The sequence below is a fragment of the Scandinavium sp. genome, assembly GCF_036271055.1.
GTDB lineage: Bacteria > Pseudomonadota > Gammaproteobacteria > Enterobacterales > Enterobacteriaceae > Scandinavium.
In genome coordinates this window covers 253,657-272,287 of record NZ_DATBBJ010000059.1, presented here as the reverse complement: position 1 = coordinate 272,287, position 18,631 = coordinate 253,657, and the positions used below count along the sequence as shown (strand labels likewise).

Genomic DNA, 18,631 nt, shown 5'->3' with positions numbered 1-18,631 from the left:
CAAATCCTTAGTCGGGATAGCCCTGCGGATGGCGTGACTGCCAATGCCAGGTGTCCTGCGCCATTTCGTCCAGAGTACGGGTCACTCGCCAGCCAAGTTCGCGGTCAGCTTTATTCGCATCAGCCCAATAGGCTGGAAGATCGCCATCGCGACGTGGGGCGAAGTGATGATTCACCGGTTTACCGCAGGCTTTGCTGAAGGCGTTCACCACGTCCAGCACGCTGCTGCCGACGCCCGCGCCGAGGTTGTAAATATGTACGCCCGGTTTGGCGGCAAGTTTTTCCATGGCGGTGACATGACCATCGGCCAGGTCCATCACGTGGATGTAATCGCGCACGCCAGTGCCGTCTTCGGTTGGGTAATCATTGCCAAAGATCGCCAGAGAGTCACGGCGGCCCACGGCAACCTGCGCGATATACGGCATCAGGTTGTTTGGAATGCCCTGCGGATCTTCGCCCATATCGCCTGACGGATGTGCGCCAACCGGGTTGAAATAACGCAGTAATGCGATGCTCCATTCTGGCTGTGCTTTTTGCAGATCGGCCAGAATTTGTTCGACCATCAGCTTGCTTTTGCCATACGGGCTTTGCGGCGTGCCGGTCGGGAAGCTTTCAGCGTAAGGGATTTTGGGTTGGTCGCCGTAAACGGTGGCGGAGGAGCTGAAGATGAAGTTTTTGACGTTAGCCGCGCGCATCGCGGCAATCAGACGCAGCGTACCGTTAACGTTGTTATCGTAATATTCAAGCGGCTTAGCAACGGATTCACCGACGGCTTTCAGCCCGGCGAAGTGGATCACGGTGTCAATCGCGTGATCGTGCAGCACTTCAGTCATCAACGCTTCATTACGAATATCGCCTTCGATGAAAACAGGTTGTTTACCGCCCAGACGTTCAATCACCGGTAACACGCTGCGCTTACTGTTACAGAGGTTATCCAGAATGATAACATCGTGACCTTGTTTCAGTAATTGCACGCAAGTATGGCTGCCTATGTAACCGCTACCACCTGTAACCAGTACTCTCATTTTTCGCTCCGTTAAGCATATGGTATGGAATAAGACTAGCATAACAGAGATGAAAAAAGTGTGACACGGAATAGATTAGTGGAATCGTTTACACAGCAAGGATTATTCCCAAATCACCGCTTTTTTGCATTATAAATCAAGGCGAGTCAGAAGGGGGGATGCTCTTAATCTGAAAATCGGGAGCGCAAAGCTCCCGGGGCCTGATCAGAGTTTGCCGATGGCGTACCCATAGCCATTGTCCTGGGTCACAAACTCCAGGCGATGGGTGATGCAGTCCGGTGCATCTTCGGCGTGGTGAGAAACAAACAGCAGTTGCGTTTTGCCTTCGCCGATCAGCACGTCGATGAACCGACGGACCAGTTGGCGGTTGAGCGGATCCAGTCCTTGTAACGGCTCATCAAGGATCAGTAGCGTAGGATGCTTAACCAGTGCACGGACAATCAGCGCCAGCCGCTGTTGTCCCCAGGAAAGGCTATGGAATGGTGCATCAGCGGTGCGATTATCCATGCCCAGAATATCCAGCCAACCCTGCGCCAGCTTGTGCTGTTTATCAGAAACGGCCTGGTAAATGCCAATCGAGTCGAAAAAGCCTGAGAGGATCACGTTACGCACGTTAGTGCTGACGCGATAATCAAGATGAAGGCTGCTGCTGACATAACCAATGTGTTTCTTGATATCCCAGATAGTTTCGCCACTGCCGCGACGGCGACCAAACAGCGTTAAATCGTTACTGTAGCCCTGCGGATGATCGCCGGTCACGAGGCTCAGCAGCGTCGATTTTCCTGCGCCGTTTGGCCCGACAATTTGCCAGTGTTCACCGGGATTCACGGTCCAACTGAGATCGTTGATGATCGGTTTGTCGTTGTACGACACATTTCCGTTGTTTAGTACGATGCGAGGTTGATCTTCTGGCAATGAAAGCCGTGCAGAGGGCGCATCGGGCTCTGGCAGCGCTATGCCGGAAAGTTTCTCGCTGTGTGCAAGCTGAGCAATTAGCGCCTGTTCGAGCAGTGCCTGTTTTGCGCCGGTTCCCAGTAAAGTACAGTCGGCCAGCACGCCCGCAAACTGCACAAAATCAGGGATCTCGTCAAAACGGTTCAGCACCAGCACCAGGGTTAATCCCTCGTGATGCAGCGTGGCAAGCAACTCAGCTAGTGCTTTGCGGGAGGCGACATCCAGCCCATCGAACGGCTCATCCAGAATCAGCAGATCGGGGTTGCTCATCAGCGCCTGGCACAGCAGCGTTTTACGCGTCTCCCCGGTGGACAGGTATTTAAAGCGACGGTCGAGTAACTGACCGATACCAAAACGGCTAGCCAGCGCTTCGCAGCGGGCCGTATCTTTCACCTCTTCCTGAATGATTTCGGCGGTAGTGCGCCCCGTGTCTTCTTCGCCAGGGCTCAGCATATCGGTGTTATTGCGTTGCCACTCGTCGCTAACCAGTTTCTGTAATTGTTCGAAAGAGAGGCGAGTAGTACGCGTGAACTGACTTTCGCGCGTGCCGTTGAGCAGAGTGAGTTCACCGGAAAGCGCACGGGCCAGCGCGGATTTCCCGCTGCCGTTGCTACCCACGAACGCCCAGGACTCGCCCGAGCGCAGCGTCAAATTCTCAATGGAGAGGGTTCTAGTATCGCTAAGACGAAACGTGCCTTGCGAAATTTGCAATGATGACATTGTGTATCCCGTTTAATGCAGCGAGTTTTTATCAGGGATACGTCTTATGGCGAGCAAAGTCAAGCCGTCCAACGTTGGCGTAGAGAAGGGGATAAAAAAAATGCCGCCCTGAATGAAGGCGGCATAGCAGAAGGGTTAGCGAACCAGATGTAAGAAGTGAAGGTGTTTTTCGTACTGGTCGAGAATATCGTTAATCAACTGTTCCTGATTCCAGCCCATCACGTCGTAATTCTGACCGCCTTCTTTCAGGTGGATCTCTGCGCGGTAATATTTATGCTGCTCGGACGAATGATCGTCACTATCCAGACCTCCAAGCGCGAACGCCGGGGAGCTGTAACCGCGCAATCTGACTTCATAAATGAAGTTCAGCTCATCGCCTAAATTCACCTCAAAGCGAAGGTGATCTTCAGCTGAAATATCAATGTCGCTATGGGTTCCCTGCTTGTTGAGCTCTTCCTGCACCAGCGTCATTGCGGGCTGGATAACCTCATCCATGAAACGTTTTACGACTGAACGTCTTGGCAGATGCGCGATGTTACGTAATCTGCGTTGCCACGGGATCGGGTTACGAGCCGCAGTGGGTGCGATGGTCGCCATATTTTGACTGTCGCGCTTGGTGATGTCGCGACGAAGCGCTTTAAACAGGCCGTAAATCGACACCAGCAAAATCATCGAGAACGGCAACGCACTGGCTATCGTCACGGTTTGCAGCGCACTCAGGCCGCCCACAACCAATAGCACCACGGCGACAACGCCCATCAGTGCCGCCCAGAAAATACGCTGCCAGATTGGCGTATCGCTCGAACCACCAGAAGCCAGGGTATCAACCACCATAGCGCCTGAGTCCGCAGACGTCACAAAGAAGACGATCACCATCGCCATCGCAATAAACGACAGCACGCTGGAGAACGGGAAATGCTCAAGGAAGTTAAACAGCGCCAGTGCGGTGTCGGTTTGCACCGTCTTCGCAAGCTCGGTTGCGCCTTTATTCATGATGAAATAAATGGCGCTGTTACCGAAGACGGTCATCCACAACAGAGTGAAGCCCGCCGGAACAAACAGCACGCCAGTCACGAATTCGCGGATGGTTCTGCCGCGCGAGACGCGGGCGATAAACATGCCGACAAACGGGGACCACGACAGCCACCAGCCCCAATAGAGCAGAGTCCAGCCGCCCAACCAGTTGGTGGATTTAGGCTCATAGGCATAGAGGTTGAAGGTTTTACTGACCAGTTCTGACAGGTAACCGCCGGTATTTTCCACAAAGGATTTCAGCAGCAGAACGGTCGGGCCGAGCAGCATCACCAGCACTAGCAACAACAGGGCGAGGCTTAAGTTTATTTCCGAAAGAATTCGAATGCCTTTATCGAGCCCGGAAACTACCGACAGCGTTGCCAGCGCGGTGATCACGACGATTAAAATCACCTGCACCGTTTCGTTGACCGGCACGCCAAACAGGTGATGCAAACCGGCATTGACCTGTAGCACGCCGTAGCCGAGTGACGTTGCGACGCCGAAAACGGTGCCGATGACGGCAAAAATATCAACCGCGTGTCCAATTGGGCCATAAATACGATCGCCGATAATCGGGTACAGTGCCGAGCGCAGCGTCAGCGGTAATCCGTGACGGTAGCTGAAGAACGCCAGAATCAGTGCGACGATGGCATAAATCGCCCACGCGTGCAGTCCCCAATGGAAGAAGGTCAGGCGCATTGCCTGTTTTGCAGCTTCAATCGTTTCGGGTGTGCCAACGGGCGGGTTCAGGTAGTGCATGACAGGTTCTGCCACGCCAAAGAACATCAGGCCGATGCCCATCCCGGCGGAGAACAGCATGGCAAACCAGGAGCGATAGCTGAAATCAGGCTCGGCATGGTCTGGCCCAAGCTTGATATCGCCGTAGCGCGAAAGGCCCAGGAATGTCACGCTCATCAAAATGAGGGCGACAGACAGAACATAGAACCAGCTGGCGTTGGTGAAAATTTGCTGCTGCAGCAGTTTAAAGTTCTTATCGGCAACGTCAGGAAATAACGCCGCAAAGCCGACTAACAGAAAAATCAAAATTGCCGAGGTAAAGAAAACCGGCTTATTAATCATGCTCGAGGGTTGCTTAAGGGGGGTATCTTGCTCACTCATAACTACGTTTATTCCATTTTTTCGAAGATTATCGCCCTGAATAATTGAGACGTACTATGGTCATAGGGTAACAAAATAAGCCGCCCTGTGCAGGCTAAGGGGCCATTAATCATCCTTTTCATGAATATCATTGTGCAAAAAACGTCATGTTCGTGGTTTTTTTGCAAGGAGTGTCTGAAAAAGGAAAGACTGCCGCAGGGTGCGACAGCAGTGAGGAAGGGCAAATTAGCAAAGCGTTGCGAGGATAACCCGATCGGCATTAAACCAGGCGATGGCCGGTTCACCTTCTTTTAAACCTGCGGCGTCTTCTACGGGCATGGTTGCGCAGAGCACTTGTCCATCAGGCAGGTTCATCAGCACTTCGCATTGCGTTTCACCTTGCTTGATGTGGCTTATCACGCCTGAAAGCTGGTTGTCTGCGGCTGCGGCAATTTTTTCGTCACGCGTAATCCCGACCCAGGGCGCTTTCAGCAAAACCAGCACTTCTTTGCCTTCTTCCAGCCCAAGGCGCTCACCGCTTTGCGAGGTAATAGCCACTTTCAGACGCGTTTCACCATCGGCCAGCAGCACATCGACATGTTCCTGCACCTGCTGATGGTCGCGGCGAGTAATCGTCCCGAACCACTGGTTGCGCGCGCTGGTCTGCAAAGAGAAGCGCGAAATAGCCGCCAGCAGACTGTTGAGCGGCAGAGCGTCGTCGTCGCTGAGCACGTCGAAGGCTTTCTGCTGGATTTGTGCTAGCAGGTCATAGAGCTGGATCAAGCGTTGCCCGTAGCGGGTAAGCACCGCGCCGCCGCCGCCTTTGCCGCCAGTCGCGCGATCAACCAGCGGCTGTTCGCTAAGCTGGTTCATCTCGTTGATAGCATCCCAGGCGCTTTTGTAGCTGATCCCGGCATTCTTCGCCCCCTGGCTGATGGAGCCGGTAATAGCAATTTGCTTGAGCAGCGCAATACGGCGCGGATCGGCAAAAAGACGTTGATGGAGCTTGAGAGTAAGAAGAATTTCGGCCTGCATATCAGAGTCCTGCTCAAAAAATAGGGTTTCGTGCAGCACTAGTATTGCACAGGGCACCGCACAAAAGGACAGTGAATTTCTGGATTATCAGGTTACAATGAGGGAATCACAATGTCTGGAGCTAACCATGTTAGAGTTGTTGAAAAGTCTGGTATTTGCCGTGATCATGGTTCCCGTGGTGATGGCTATCATCCTGGGGCTGATCTACGGTCTGGGTGAAGTGTTTAACGTTCTGTCGAACGTGGGTCATAAAGATAACGACCGCCAGCAACATCATTGATTTCGAGACGCCCGGCACCGCCGGGCGTTTTTTTGTACCCCTTCGCATTTAAGTTCCTCTTCTTCCTGCCGATACTACCTCAGCATTAACCCTACATAGCGCTGGGAAAAACCGAGGCTTACCGCTATATTGTTGCGTACATAACGACATTCACTGGAGTCAAAGATGAAACGTACAGGGTTACGCCTTATTGCGAGCGCCACATTATCCCTAGCAGTTGTGGGGCACGCCGCTGCCGCAGATGCGGGTAAAATTACCGTTTTCGCGGCAGCCTCGCTGACCAACGCGATGCAGGATATTGCGAAAGACTATAAAAAAGAGAAGGGCGTTGATGTCGTGTCTTCTTTTGCTTCTTCTTCCACGCTGGCGCGTCAGATTGAAGCCGGAGCACCGGCTGACCTGTTCATTTCTGCGGACCAGAAATGGATGGATTACGCGGTAGAGAAAAAAGCGATAGATACCGCCACCCGGGAAACACTGCTGGGCAACAGCCTGGTGGTGGTCGCGCCAAAAGCGAGCGAGCAGGGTGAAATTGCCATCGACGCGAAAACCAACTGGACGAGCCTGCTGAAAGGCGGTCGTCTCGCTGTGGGCGATCCAGACCACGTTCCTGCGGGCATTTACGCCAAAGAAGCGTTACAAAAGCTGGGCGCATGGGATACGCTGTCACCGAAACTGGCTCCAGCCGAAGACGTGCGTGGCGCACTGGCGCTGGTGGAGCGTAACGAAGCGCCGCTGGGTATCGTTTACGGTTCTGATGCCGTTGCCAGCAAAGGTGTGAAAGTGGTCGGGACCTTTCCGGAAGACTCGCACAAAAAAGTCGAATACCCTGTTGCCATCACCGATGGGCATAATAATGCTACGGTAAAAGCCTTCTACGATTACCTGAAAACCCCTCAGGCATCAGCCATCTTTAAACAGTACGGATTTACGACGCACGAATGATATTGACCGATCCCGAATGGCAGGCGGTACTGCTGAGCCTGAAAGTTTCATCCCTGGCAGTGGTGTTCAGTTTGCCCTTTGGGATCTTCTTTGCCTGGCTGCTGGTACGGCGTAATTTTCCGGGCAAAGCGCTTCTCGACAGCCTTATCCATCTTCCTCTGGTGTTACCTCCGGTAGTGGTCGGCTATTTATTGCTGATTGCCATGGGGCGACGCGGTTTTATCGGCGCGTGGTTGTATGACTGGTTCGGCTTAACGCTCGCTTTCAGCTGGCGTGGCGCGGTGCTGGCGGCAGCGGTGATGTCCTTCCCGCTGATGGTGCGCGCGATTCGTCTGGCGCTCGAAGGCGTCGATATAAAACTCGAACAGGCGGCACGCACGCTCGGGGCCGGGCGCTGGCGAGTGTTTTTCACGATTACGATGCCGTTGATGATGCCGGGCATTATTGTGGGCACTGTCCTGGCTTTCGCCCGTTCTCTTGGCGAATTTGGCGCGACCATCACCTTTGTGTCGAATATTCCCGGTGAAACGCGCACTATTCCGTCGGCGATGTATACCTTGATTCAGACGCCGGGCGGCGAAGGTGCGGCTGCTCGGCTGTGCCTGATTTCCATCGTGCTGGCGCTGGTTTCCCTGTTGATATCGGAATGGCTGGCGCGACTTAGCCGCGAGCGGATGGGGAAATAATCATGCTGGAACTCAATTTTACCCAAACGCTTGGCAATCACACGCTGAGTATCAATGAAGCGCTTCCTGCTTCCGGGATCACTGCGGTATTCGGGGTTTCCGGTGCCGGGAAAACGTCGCTGATAAACGCCATCAGTGGACTGACCCAACCTCAGCAAGGGCGCATTGTTCTCAATGGGCGAGTGTTAAACGACACCGAACAAAAGATTTGCCTGTCGCCAGACAAACGCCGCGTCGGTTATGTGTTCCAGGATGCACGCCTGTTTCCGCATTACAAAGTGCGCGGCAATCTGCGCTACGGCATGGCGAAAAGCATGGACGGACAGTTCGACAAACTGGTGTCATTGCTTGGCATTGAAGCGTTGCTGGACCGTTTACCAGGCAGTCTTTCTGGCGGCGAAAAACAGCGTGTCGCCATTGGCCGCGCGCTGTTGACCGCGCCAGAGTTGTTGTTGCTGGACGAGCCATTAGCGTCGCTGGACATCCCGCGTAAACGCGAACTGTTGCCGTATCTGCAACGTCTGGCGCGTGAAATCAACATCCCGATGCTGTACGTCAGCCATTCGCTGGACGAAATTCTGCATCTGGCCGACAAAGTGCTTGTGCTGGAAGAGGGCAGTGTCAAAGCGTTTGGCAATCTGGAAGAGGTCTGGGGCAGTAGCGTGATGCATCCGTGGCTGCCGCAGGATCAGCAGAGTAGCATTCTGAAAGTCACGGTGCTGGAGCATCATCCGCATTATGCGATGACCGCGCTGGCGCTGGGCGATCAGCATATTTGGGTCAGCAAACTCGAGCGCCCTGAGCAATCCGCAGTGCGGGTTCGCATTCAGGCCTCTGACGTTTCGCTGGTTCTACAGCCGCCAGTACAAACCAGCATTCGTAACGTATTGCGCGCCAAAGTCGTGCAGTGTTACGACAATAATGGTCAGGTGGAAGTCCAACTGGAAGTGGGAGGGCGCACATTGTGGGCGCGCATCAGTCCGTGGGCCCGCGATGACCTGGCGGTGAAGCCAGGCCTGTGGTTATACGCGCAGATAAAAAGCGTGTCGATTACCGCCTGATTACAGCAGGCGGGTAGAGATAAAGTCGGCGATGCTGCTGGTGGTATTGTCGCCTATCACCACATTTGCGCGGGCTTTCACCGCATCGTCCGCGTTACCCATCGCTACGCCAATACCGGCGGTTTCCAGCATACTGATGTCATTGAAGTTATCGCCAAACGCGACGACATCCTGCATCGACATTCCCTGAGATTCCACCCAACGCTTAAGGCGATAGCCTTTGCTGTTGCCTTTGCGCGCGATATCCACCTGATCGTGCCACGACCACTCGCATTCCAGATCCAGTGTTTGCGCCGCTTGATTGGCGAAAATATGCAGCTTTTCCGTGTTCTCGTCAGTCAGTGCAAATTTCCAGATTGCGTTCACTTCCAGCGCAGCCTGAGCCAGTGACTCGACATGGGTGAAGGAAGGGCGCTGCGCTTCGGGTAGCGATTGTGCCCAGTTGAGCGTGCGCGTCACCGTTCCCAACAGATGTTCGTACATCACGGTGTTGTCGACATACATCAAGCCGTGAATGTCGTTTTCGGCCAGCAGACCGACTAATGCCTGCGCTTTCTCAACCGGCATCGGATCACTTTCAATGACCTTATTCGCCTGAAAATCATACAAATAAGTGCCATTACAGCAAATTGCAGGTGTATCGATCGCCAGTGCCTGATAAAAAGGATGGATAGCAACGTGATGTCGACCGGTGACAATCAGAATTTGATAGCCCGCCTGTTTGGCGCGTGCAAGTGCTTCAAGGGATTCAGGAAGGATGGTTTTCGTTGGGGTCAGCAGAGTGCCGTCCAGATCAAGGGCTATCACGCGAGATGTCATGTTGCAGTCCAGGTTAATGTTGAAAAATGTGCAGCTCACGATGGTACACCGCAGCGCGCGCAGGGCAAATTTTTCAGCACTAACTATCCTGTAATTTGCTTCCACGTGCAGTAAGGAAAGGAGTTTTCATGAAACAAACCGTATATACCGCAAGTCCGGAAAGCCAGCAGATCCACGTCTGGAGCCTGCAACAAGACGGCAAACTGACGCTGGTGCAGGTGGTCGATGTTCCAGGCCAGGTTCAGCCGATGGTCATCAGCCCGGACAAGCGTTATCTGTACGTTGGCGTGCGTCCAGAGTTCCGCGTGCTGGCCTACCGTATCGCACCGGATGATGGCGCGCTCACATTTGCCGCTGAATCTGCGCTACCGGGCAGCCCGACGCATATCTCAACCGATCATCAGGGCAAGTTCCTGTTCAGTGGGTCCTACAACCAGGCTTGCGTCAGCGTGACGCGTCTGGAAGAAGGCCTGCCTGTGGGTGTGGTTGATGTGGTAGAAGGCCTCGAAGGTTGCCACTCTGCGAACATTACCCCGGATAACCGCACGCTGTGGGTGCCTGCACTGAAGCAAGATCGCATCTGTCTGTTCACGCTGAGTGACGACGGCAAGCTGGTCGCGCAAACGCCAGCGGAAGTGACAACGGTGGAAGGTGCTGGCCCACGTCACATCGTGTTCCATCCGAATCAGCAGTACGCTTACTGCGTCAATGAGCTGAACAGTTCTGTCGACGTCTGGGAGCTGAAAAATCCACACGGTGAAATTGAATGCGTGCAGACGCTGGACATGATGCCACCGCATTTCGATGGCACTCGTTGGGCAGCTGATATTCATATCACGCCTGATGGTCGTCATCTGTATGCCTGTGACCGCACCTCCAGCACCCTGACGGTGTTTACGGTTTCCGAAGACGGCAGCGTGCTTGAAATTCAGGGCTTCCAGCCAACCGAAACGCAGCCGCGTGGCTTCAATGTTGATCACAGCGGAAAATTCGTGATTGCTGCCGGTCAGAAATCGCATCACATTGCGGTGTATGAGATTCAGGGCGAGCAGGGGCTGTTGGAAGAGAAAGGGCGTTATGCCGTCGGCCAAGGCCCAATGTGGGTGGTGGTTAACGCGCACTAAGCTAACGTTTTGTAAATAAAGAAAAACCTCGCCGAAGCGAGGTTTTTTTATGGCTGAAAGCGCGTGATTATTTCTTCGGCTCAGCCACAACATAACTTCCCACGCCGCGGTTGTTGTATTCCCACATGCGGTTGAAGTTCGTGTCGTTCAGGTTACGTTCCACTTCATCTTTGTCATTCTTCGCGCCCGTGTTGCCGCTGAAAGGACGTTTAGAGATGGCAGCGTCAGCCCACGGCTTCGCATTGTTGAAGCCTTCGTTGATGACGCTGTCGCGAATCACAACCTGACCGTTGGTGTTGCCGTCGACGTCCAGAGAACGACCGAGTTGCGCCACGCCTTCACCGGCTGCGTTGAAGCGGCTGTTGGTAGCGAGGAAACCGTAGAAGAGGTTGGACTGTGTTGCCGGAGCAAACACGTAACCTTCCTGCTGGGTACGGGAGTTCACCACACGGAAATCGGTGTTATCGAACACTACAGCGCCGCGACCAGACACGATATCCACATCGCCTTCAAGGTAGCTGTTTGTCACCAGGGTACGGGTGATGCGATCGCTTTGCAGTTTATTCTGCACGCCGCTGTTGGTGACGAAGAAGGTGTTCTGGCGACCCAAAATATTGACCTTGTTCAGCTGAACCTGGTCGCCATCGCTGCGCAGCGCGACAGCCTGATGGTTGCCTGCGTCAACGCTGTCGCCAAGGCTGTTAGCAATGGTCAGATTCTGCAATTGCAGGCCGTTGTTCTGGGACCAGAAGACGGCAGAACACATCACGCCCACTGTACCCGCGCGTTTGCTCTGGCAGGTGTCGAACATGTACCACGATGGTTTGCCTGGCATGTACTTACCTGCCGGGTTAACCAGACGACGCCAGGTGTTGGCGTCGATTTCGGAATCAATAGCCAGACCGATTTTCACATCTTCCGCTTTGTCACCGATTCCGTAAATGGTCACGCTGCCTGGTGCGGCTGGCACATAAACGGTGCCCTGATAGTCACCCGGCATCACGGCAATATAGGTGCGCGAGCTGCTGTGACGGGCAATCGCGGCATCAACGGCAGCCTGAATGGTGGTATGCGTTACGCCTTGAGTCCCGGCAGGGCCAACGACGAAGTCAGCTTTTGCAGGGGTCGCGATGGCAGAAGGCGACCAAGGAGCAGCATTGGCGTCCATGGTGGTGAAATAATGCGCCTGTACGAAGTTTTTCGCTTCGCCCGCAGTCAGAATTGGACGAGAAGACGTCCCCGGTGCGGCTTGGGTTGACGGCTGCTGATCGGGTGGCGTTGAGCTACAGGCGGTCAGCGTCACACCAAAAGCGAGCGCCAGCGCCAGACGGGAAACCGAGAATGTGTTCATGGTGCTCCAGGCTGATTTAAATGGAAAGAGTCCCTAAAACCTGACTTTTTATACTAAGTTGAGCGAAACGGGAAGCAATGCCGCAAAAAAGTTGCTCACGGGGGAGAACAGTCTCGCGCGGAATATCACAAAAAAGCAACATATCCCGCCAGACGGTTGACATCTTTGCCGCGGCATTCAATAAATGTCTATACAACCCATGACAAGTGGCCTGCTCATGTCTGAACCTGCTGATAGCAACGTAATCTGGCACAACGCCCGGCTTGCGACCTTCGATCCTAAACACGCTCAACCCTATGGTTTAGTGGAACATCACGCGCTGATCGTGCGGGAAGGGCGCATTGTGGACATCGTTCCTGAATCGTCACTCGCGCCTGTCCAGGGAAAGCGAATCGACCTGCAAGGACGGCTGGTCACGCCGGGGCTGATTGACTGCCACACGCATCTGGTGTTCGGCGGCAGTCGCGCTACGGAATGGGAGCAGCGGCTGAACGGCGTCTCTTACCAGACCATCAGCGCAAACGGCGGCGGCATCAATTCCACCGTGCAGGCGACCCGCGCCGCCAGCGAAGAAGAATTGACTCGCCTGGCACAACAGCGACTTGACCGCTTGATGAATGAGGGGGTGACGACGGTTGAAATCAAGTCCGGTTACGGCCTCAATCTTGAGCACGAAAGCAAAATGCTGCGGGTGGCGCAGCAGCTCGCTCAGAATAATGCGGTAGAAATCAGCCCAACGCTCTTAGCGGCTCACGCCATTCCTGCAGAATATAAAGGTCGGGGCGATGACTATATCGACCTGGTATGCAATGAAATCATGCCAACGCTTTGGCAGGAAGGGCTGTTCGAATCGGTGGATGCCTTCTGCGAAAACGTCGGCTTCACGCCGGAACAAACCGAACGTGTGTTCTGCGCCGCGCAGGTGCTCAATATTCCGGTGAAAGGTCACGTGGAACAACTCTCATCGCTCGGTGGCGCGCAGTTAGTCAGCCACTACAAAGGGCTGTCTGCCGATCATATTGAGTATTTAGATGAAGAGGGTGTAGCGGCAATGGCTGACAGCGGAACCGTTGCAGTGCTACTGCCCGGCGCGTTCTATTTCCTCAACGAAACGCAAAAGCCGCCCGTGGAGGCATTACGTCGTCATGGCGTACCGATGGCGGTGGCGACGGATTACAACCCCGGCACCAGCCCGTTCACCAGTCTCCACATGGCGATGAACATGGCCTGTGTGAAGTTTGGACTGACGCCAGAAGAAGCATGGATCGGTGTCACGCGACATGCTGCGCGCGCGTTGGGGCGACAGGATTCACATGGTCAACTGGCGGCTGGTTTTGTCGCTGATTTTGTTATCTGGGATGCAGAACATCCGGTTGAAATGGTTTACGAGCCGGGACGCAATCCGCTCTGGCAGCGTGTTTTCCGTGGCGAGGTGAGCCAATGACACTATGGCATCCAACTTTACCCGATTTATGGCAAGGGCGCGATGACAGCGCTGAATCCCCCGACGCTAAACGTCTTTTTCAGACGGTGACGGTGTCTCGCGACTTTGCGCCCGTGCAGCATCGTGGGAAAATAGCTTTGATAGGATTTGCCTGTGATGAAGGCGTCAAACGTAATCAGGGGCGGCCCGGCGCGCAACTTGGGCCAGATGCACTGCGTAAAGCGTTGGCGAATATGGCAAGCCATGAAGGGCACGACAGACTGGTCGATTTCGGTAGCGTGAACGCAGAGCCAGGCAAGCTGGAACCGGCACAGCAGGCGTTACACGACGCGGTGTTGGCCTGCCAGCGAGCGCAGATGAAAACCCTGGTGTTTGGCGGCGGGCACGAAACGGCGTTCGGTCACGGCTCTGGTGTTCTCGACGCGTTTCCTGGCGAAAATGTGGCGATTGTGAATCTCGATGCGCATCTGGATTTACGTCATGCCGCTGAGGCGACCTCCGGCACGCCGTTCCGGCAACTGGCGTTACATTGTGAAAGTCAGAACCGCCGTTTTAGTTACACCTGCTATGGCGCGAGTCGGGCGGCGAATACCCAGGCGCTTTTGCAAGAGGCACATCAGCGCAATGTCACCGTGCTGGAAGATTTAACTTTGCTGGATGCGCAATCGACGGCGCTGCAAAAAGATTTAGCGCGAGTGATAGCCGAACACGATCGTATATATCTGACTATCGATCTCGATGTGCTCCCGGCGTGGGAAATGCCTGCTGTGTCAGCGCCTGCAGCGTTGGGCATCCCGTTGGCAATCTTGTTGCGAATAGTCATGCCGCTGTGTCAGAGTGGCAAATTGCAGGCGGTGGATTTGGTTGAATTCAACCCGCACTACGACAGAGACGGACAGGGGGCCCGCACGGCGGCCAGACTGGCCTGGCAAATTGTTCATTGCTGGCAGGCGTGAGCGGACCTGAAACCTTAAAGGATGACCCATGTATTCACCACAAAACAGCGCGCCTGCGCCGTTCTATGAGAAGATTAAACGTGTTATCAGCGACAACATAGCCGCTGGTATCTGGCGTCCACATGACCGTATTCCGTCGGAAGCGGAGCTGGTGGCGCAGTTTGGTTTCAGCCGCATGACCATCAACCGCGCACTGCGGGAACTCACCGACGAAGGACTGCTGGTGCGTTTGCAAGGGGTCGGCACCTTTGTCGCTGAGCCGAAAGGGCAATCGGCGCTGTTTGAAGTGCACAGCATCGCCGAGGAAATCGCCGCGCGTCAGCATCAGCACCGCTGTGAAGTGCTCTTGCTGGAAGAAGCACCCGCCAACAAACAGCAGGCGCAGGCTCTGAACGTCGCCGAAGGCGCCCGCATTTTCCATTCCATGATGGTGCATTTTGAAAATGATGTGCCGGTGCAAATTGAAGATCGCTGCGTGAACGCCACGGTGGTGCCGGAATATCTGCAACAGGATTACACCGCGACAACAGCGCATGACTATTTGTCGCTGATTGCGCCGCTCACCGAAGGGGAGCACATCGTCGAAGCGGTGAAGGCCAGCGCCGAAGAGTGCCGTTTATTGAGCATTCACGAACACGATCCGTGCCTGCTGATTCGTCGTCGCACCTGGTCGCGTTCAACCATCGTGTCCCATGCCCGTCTGATTTTCCCCGGCAGCCGTTATCGTTTGCAGGGCCACTTCGGCTCATAATCTCCCTGCGTCAGCACGCATTGCATCAGGTAAGTGTGATTGCTGACGCAAGATAGCAAAAATGTATCGAACTTGTTAAAACCTGACTTGCGCATGATTGTATAGACAAGTATATAACTTGCTATCTTCATCGTATCCGTCAGGAGTTCCCCGATGTCTCAGAACAAATACCGTCCGCAGGAAATTCGTGCCCCACGCGGCACAAAACTCACGGCCAAAAGCTGGCTCACCGAAGCGCCGTTGCGCATGTTAATGAACAACCTTGACCCTGATGTGGCGGAAAATCCGCATGAACTGGTGGTTTATGGCGGCATTGGGCGTGCGGCGCGCAATTGGGATTGCTACGACGCCATCGTGGAAGCGCTGACCAAACTGGAAAACGATGAAACACTGCTGGTGCAGTCCGGCAAGCCAGTCGGCGTGTTTAAAACGCATGACAACGCGCCGCGGGTGTTAATCGCCAATTCCAACCTCGTACCACATTGGGCGACCTGGGAACACTTCAACGAACTCGACGCCAAAGGGCTGGCGATGTACGGCCAGATGACCGCCGGAAGCTGGATCTACATCGGCAGTCAGGGCATCGTGCAAGGCACGTACGAAACCTTCGTCGAAGCCGGGCGTCAGCATTACGACGGCAATCTGCAAGGGCGCTGGGTGCTCACCGCAGGACTCGGCGGCATGGGCGGCGCACAGCCGCTGGCCGCAACGTTAGCGGGCGCATGTTCACTGGTGATTGAGTGCCAGCAAAGCCGAATCGATTTCCGTCTGCGTACCCGTTATATCGACGAACAGGCCGATAATCTCGACGATGCGTTAGCCCGTATCAAAAAATACACCGCCGAAGGCCGCGCCGTTTCTGTGGCGTTGTGCGCTAACGCCGCCGATGTTCTACCGGAACTGGTCAAACGTGGCGTACGTCCGGACATGGTCACCGACCAGACCAGCGCTCACGATCCTTTGCATGGCTATCTGCCGCAGGGCTGGACGTGGGAAGAGTATCAGCAGAAAGCCGAAAGCGATCCGCAGGGCACGGTGCAAGCGGCAAAACAATCCATGGCGGAACACGTCAGCGCTATGCTTGCGTTCAACGCGATGGGTGTGCCGACATTCGATTACGGCAACAACATTCGCCAGATGGCGAAAGAAATGGGCGTCAGCAATGCGTTTGATTTCCCGGGCTTCGTTCCGGCCTACATTCGTCCGTTGTTCTGTCGTGGCATTGGCCCTTTCCGCTGGGTTGCGCTCTCCGGTGACCCGGAAGATATCTACAAAACCGATGCCAAAGTGAAAGAGATCGTCAGTGATGACAAACATCTGCATCACTGGCTGGACATGGCGCGCGAGCGCATCAGCTTCCAGGGATTACCGGCGCGTATCTGCTGGGTCGGCCTCGAATGGCGGCAAAAACTTGGCCTGGCATTTAACGAAATGGTGCGCTCTGGTGAAGTCTCCGCCCCGATTGTGATCGGCCGTGATCATCTTGATTCCGGTTCCGTCGCAAGCCCCAATCGCGAAACCGAAGCGATGCGTGATGGTTCTGATGCCGTTTCCGACTGGCCATTGCTGAACGCGCTGCTTAACACCGCCAGCGGCGCAACCTGGGTATCGTTGCATCACGGCGGCGGCGTGGGGATGGGCTTTTCTCAACACGCCGGAATGGTTATTGTCTGCGACGGTACTGACGAGGCTGCGGCGCGTATTGCCCGCGTACTGCATAACGACCCGGCGACTGGCGTGATGCGTCATGCCGACGCAGGCTACGAAATCGCGGTAGAATGTGCCGCTGAACAAGGACTGAATTTACCGATGATTGCTGAAACCCAGGGGCAGAAAAAATGAGCACACTTAACCTGATTCCGGGCCAACTGACCCTCTCACAACTGCAAGATATCCATCGCCAGCCGCAGACCCTGACGCTCGACGAAAGCGCTATTCCGGCCATTAACGCCAGCGTCGCCTGCGTTAACGCGATCATGGCCGAAGGGCGCACCGCCTACGGCATCAACACCGGTTTTGGCCTGCTGGCCTCAACCCGCATCGCCACCGAAGATTTGGAAAACCTCCAGCGCTCGTTGGTGCTGTCTCACGCCGCAGGCGTGGGTGAAGCGCTCGACGACGCAATGGTGCGCCTGATCATGGTGCTGAAAATCAACAGCCTGGCGCGCGGGTTTTCCGGCATTCGCCTGAACGTGATTGAAGCGTTGATGGCGCTTGTGAATCACGAAGTCTATCCGTGTATTCCGGCGAAAGGTTCTGTGGGGGCTTCTGGTGATTTAGCCCCGCTGGCGCACATGTCGCTAACGCTGCTGGGTGAAGGTAAAGCCCGTTTTAACGGTGAATGGCTGCCCGCTAAAGAAGCGCTGAAAAAAGCCGGACTTGAACCGCTGACGCTGGCGGCAAAAGAGGGGCTAGCGCTACTAAACGGCACGCAGGCGTCTACTGCATTCGCCCTGCGTGGCCTGTTCGAAGCCGAAGAATTGTTTAACTCGGCGGTGATTTGTGGGGCGTTGACCACCGAGGCGGCGCTTGGTTCTCGCCGTCCGTTCGATGCGCGTATTCACGACGCACGCGGTCAGCGCGGGCAAATTGATGCGGCGGCACTGTATCGCCACGTGCTGACGGACTCCAGCGCCGTGTCGCAGTCACACGCCAAATGCAGCAAAGTGCAGGATCCATACTCATTGCGCTGCCAGCCGCAGGTGATGGGTGCGTGTCTGACTCAATTGCGTCAGGCAAAAGAAGTGCTGCTGACCGAAGCGAATGCGGTGTCCGATAACCCGCTGGTGTTTGCCGATGAAAACGAAGTGATTTCCGGCGGTAACTTCCACGCAGAACCGGTAGCGATGGCGGCAGATAATATCGCGCTGGCAATTGCTGAAATCGGTTCACTGGCAGAGCGCCGTATTGCATTGTTGATGGACAGCCATATGTCGCAGCTCCCGCCATTCCTGGTGAAAAACGGCGGTGTGAATTCTGGCTTTATGATCGCGCAGGTGACGGCGGCGGCGCTGGCCAGTGAAAACAAAGCGCTGGCGCACCCGCACAGCGTCGACAGTTTACCGACCTCAGCCAACCAGGAAGACCATGTCTCGATGGCTCCGGCTGCCGGACGCCGTCTGTGGGCGATGGCTGACAACACACGCGGCGTAATTGCAGTGGAATGGCTGGCGGCAGTGCAGGGGATCGATATGCGCGAAGGGCTGACCACCAGTCCGCTGCTGGAACAAGCGCGTCATCTGCTGCGTGAAAAAGTGTCGCACTACGTGCAGGATCGTTATTTTGCACCAGATATCGAAGCGGCGATTGAGATGCTGGCGCAAGGCCAGTTGCAGAAACTGGTGCCTTCAGTGCTGTAAAATTTGCCCG

General features: G+C 55.0%; 15 protein-coding genes and 1 pseudogene. 10 read left to right on the top strand and 6 right to left on the bottom strand.

The genetic code is table 11. The features are described 5' to 3' along the window. Positions 1-7: 7 nt before the first annotated feature. The 4 genes from galE to modE all read right to left on the bottom strand — a co-directional run bounded on the left by galE (position 8) and on the right by modE (position 5,845). Positions 8-1,024, bottom strand: a complete 1,017-nt coding sequence (gene galE, locus VH187_RS09280; protein WP_329701174.1) for a UDP-glucose 4-epimerase GalE — start codon at positions 1,022-1,024, stop codon at positions 8-10. A gap of 204 nt (positions 1,025-1,228) precedes the next feature. After that, on the bottom strand, positions 1,229-2,698 hold the full coding sequence (gene modF, locus VH187_RS09275; RefSeq protein WP_329701173.1) for a molybdate ABC transporter ATP-binding protein ModF: 1,470 nt from the start codon (positions 2,696-2,698) through the stop codon (positions 1,229-1,231). A gap of 135 nt (positions 2,699-2,833) precedes the next feature. Next, positions 2,834-4,831, bottom strand: a complete 1,998-nt coding sequence (gene betT, locus VH187_RS09270; RefSeq protein WP_329701172.1) for a choline BCCT transporter BetT — start codon at positions 4,829-4,831, stop codon at positions 2,834-2,836. A gap of 225 nt (positions 4,832-5,056) precedes the next feature. Then, a complete protein-coding gene (gene modE / locus VH187_RS09265; protein ID WP_329701171.1) occupies positions 5,057-5,845 on the bottom strand; it encodes a molybdenum-dependent transcriptional regulator in 789 nt (262 codons plus the stop codon). A gap of 127 nt (positions 5,846-5,972) precedes the next feature. Between modE and VH187_RS09260 the strand changes: the two genes are divergently transcribed. The 4 genes from VH187_RS09260 to modC all read left to right on the top strand — a co-directional run bounded on the left by VH187_RS09260 (position 5,973) and on the right by modC (position 8,817). Next, positions 5,973-6,125, top strand: coding sequence for an AcrZ family multidrug efflux pump-associated protein (locus VH187_RS09260; RefSeq protein WP_329701170.1), 153 nt, complete (start codon positions 5,973-5,975; stop codon positions 6,123-6,125). Between the two features lie 165 nt (positions 6,126-6,290). Beyond that, complete coding sequence (gene modA / locus VH187_RS09255; protein ID WP_329701169.1) at positions 6,291-7,070, top strand: molybdate ABC transporter substrate-binding protein; 780 nt, start codon at positions 6,291-6,293, stop codon at positions 7,068-7,070. Then, positions 7,067-7,756 carry a molybdate ABC transporter permease subunit gene (gene modB / locus VH187_RS09250; RefSeq protein ID WP_329701168.1) on the top strand — a complete coding sequence of 230 codons (690 nt, stop codon included), beginning with the start codon at positions 7,067-7,069 and terminating at the stop codon, positions 7,754-7,756. The genes modA and modB overlap by 4 nt, the downstream gene beginning before the upstream one ends. A gap of 2 nt (positions 7,757-7,758) precedes the next feature. Beyond that, positions 7,759-8,817: a molybdenum ABC transporter ATP-binding protein ModC gene (gene modC / locus VH187_RS09245; RefSeq protein ID WP_329701167.1), complete on the top strand. Its 1,059-nt coding sequence runs from the start codon at positions 7,759-7,761 to the stop codon at positions 8,815-8,817. Here the strand turns inward: modC and VH187_RS09240 are convergent, their stop codons facing one another. After that, positions 8,818-9,636 (bottom strand): pyridoxal phosphatase, encoded by an 819-nt coding sequence (locus tag VH187_RS09240; protein ID WP_329701166.1) that lies wholly within the window; start codon positions 9,634-9,636, stop codon positions 8,818-8,820. Positions 9,637-9,764: 128 nt separating this feature from the next. Here VH187_RS09240 and pgl point away from each other — a divergent pair, with 128 nt between their 5' ends. Next, on the top strand, positions 9,765-10,760 hold the full coding sequence (gene pgl, locus VH187_RS09235) for a 6-phosphogluconolactonase (protein WP_329701165.1): 996 nt from the start codon (positions 9,765-9,767) through the stop codon (positions 10,758-10,760). 67 nt (positions 10,761-10,827) lie between these two features. On the opposite strand, the gene VH187_RS09230 is transcribed toward pgl, so the two are convergent. Beyond that, entirely contained in the window at positions 10,828-12,111 is a 1,284-nt protein-coding gene (locus tag VH187_RS09230; RefSeq protein ID WP_329701164.1) for a putative acyl-CoA thioester hydrolase, read from the bottom strand. A gap of 180 nt (positions 12,112-12,291) precedes the next feature. Between VH187_RS09230 and hutI the strand changes: the two are divergent. From hutI to hutH, 5 genes and pseudogenes are all read left to right on the top strand, one after another. Then, positions 12,292-13,555: pseudogene (gene hutI / locus VH187_RS09225) on the top strand (imidazolonepropionase). Continuing rightward, positions 13,552-14,511: a formimidoylglutamase gene (gene hutG, locus VH187_RS09220; protein ID WP_329701163.1), complete on the top strand. Its 960-nt coding sequence runs from the start codon at positions 13,552-13,554 to the stop codon at positions 14,509-14,511. The pseudogene hutI and the gene hutG overlap by 4 nt, the downstream one beginning before the upstream one ends. Before the next feature lie 28 nt (positions 14,512-14,539). Continuing rightward, positions 14,540-15,262: a histidine utilization repressor gene (locus VH187_RS09215; protein WP_329701162.1), complete on the top strand. Its 723-nt coding sequence runs from the start codon at positions 14,540-14,542 to the stop codon at positions 15,260-15,262. 153 nt (positions 15,263-15,415) lie between these two features. Beyond that, positions 15,416-17,104, top strand: a complete 1,689-nt coding sequence (hutU, locus tag VH187_RS09210) for a urocanate hydratase (RefSeq protein WP_329701161.1) — start codon at positions 15,416-15,418, stop codon at positions 17,102-17,104. Further along, positions 17,101-18,621 (top strand): histidine ammonia-lyase, encoded by a 1,521-nt coding sequence (hutH, locus tag VH187_RS09205; protein WP_329701160.1) that lies wholly within the window; start codon positions 17,101-17,103, stop codon positions 18,619-18,621. Before hutU ends, hutH begins: the two co-directional genes overlap by 4 nt. Positions 18,622-18,631 lie beyond the last annotated feature (10 nt).

What these genes read in the sequence shown, in the direction of transcription:
- galE (WP_329701174.1), bottom strand. Translation starts at nt 1,024, where the DNA reads ATGAGAGTACTGGTTACAGGTGGTAGCGGTTACATAGGCAGCCATACT.
- modF (WP_329701173.1), bottom strand. Translation starts at nt 2,698, where the DNA reads ATGTCATCATTGCAAATTTCGCAAGGCACGTTTCGTCTTAGCGATACT.
- betT (WP_329701172.1), bottom strand. Translation starts at nt 4,831, where the DNA reads ATGAGTGAGCAAGATACCCCCCTTAAGCAACCCTCGAGCATGATTAAT.
- modE (WP_329701171.1), bottom strand. Translation starts at nt 5,845, where the DNA reads ATGCAGGCCGAAATTCTTCTTACTCTCAAGCTCCATCAACGTCTTTTT.
- VH187_RS09260 (WP_329701170.1), top strand. Translation starts at nt 5,973, where the DNA reads ATGTTAGAGTTGTTGAAAAGTCTGGTATTTGCCGTGATCATGGTTCCC.
- modA (WP_329701169.1), top strand. Translation starts at nt 6,291, where the DNA reads ATGAAACGTACAGGGTTACGCCTTATTGCGAGCGCCACATTATCCCTA.
- modB (WP_329701168.1), top strand. Translation starts at nt 7,067, where the DNA reads ATGATATTGACCGATCCCGAATGGCAGGCGGTACTGCTGAGCCTGAAA.
- modC (WP_329701167.1), top strand. Translation starts at nt 7,759, where the DNA reads ATGCTGGAACTCAATTTTACCCAAACGCTTGGCAATCACACGCTGAGT.
- VH187_RS09240 (WP_329701166.1), bottom strand. Translation starts at nt 9,636, where the DNA reads ATGACATCTCGCGTGATAGCCCTTGATCTGGACGGCACTCTGCTGACC.
- pgl (WP_329701165.1), top strand. Translation starts at nt 9,765, where the DNA reads ATGAAACAAACCGTATATACCGCAAGTCCGGAAAGCCAGCAGATCCAC.
- VH187_RS09230 (WP_329701164.1), bottom strand. Translation starts at nt 12,111, where the DNA reads ATGAACACATTCTCGGTTTCCCGTCTGGCGCTGGCGCTCGCTTTTGGT.
- hutG (WP_329701163.1), top strand. Translation starts at nt 13,552, where the DNA reads ATGACACTATGGCATCCAACTTTACCCGATTTATGGCAAGGGCGCGAT.
- VH187_RS09215 (WP_329701162.1), top strand. Translation starts at nt 14,540, where the DNA reads ATGTATTCACCACAAAACAGCGCGCCTGCGCCGTTCTATGAGAAGATT.
- hutU (WP_329701161.1), top strand. Translation starts at nt 15,416, where the DNA reads ATGTCTCAGAACAAATACCGTCCGCAGGAAATTCGTGCCCCACGCGGC.
- hutH (WP_329701160.1), top strand. Translation starts at nt 17,101, where the DNA reads ATGAGCACACTTAACCTGATTCCGGGCCAACTGACCCTCTCACAACTG.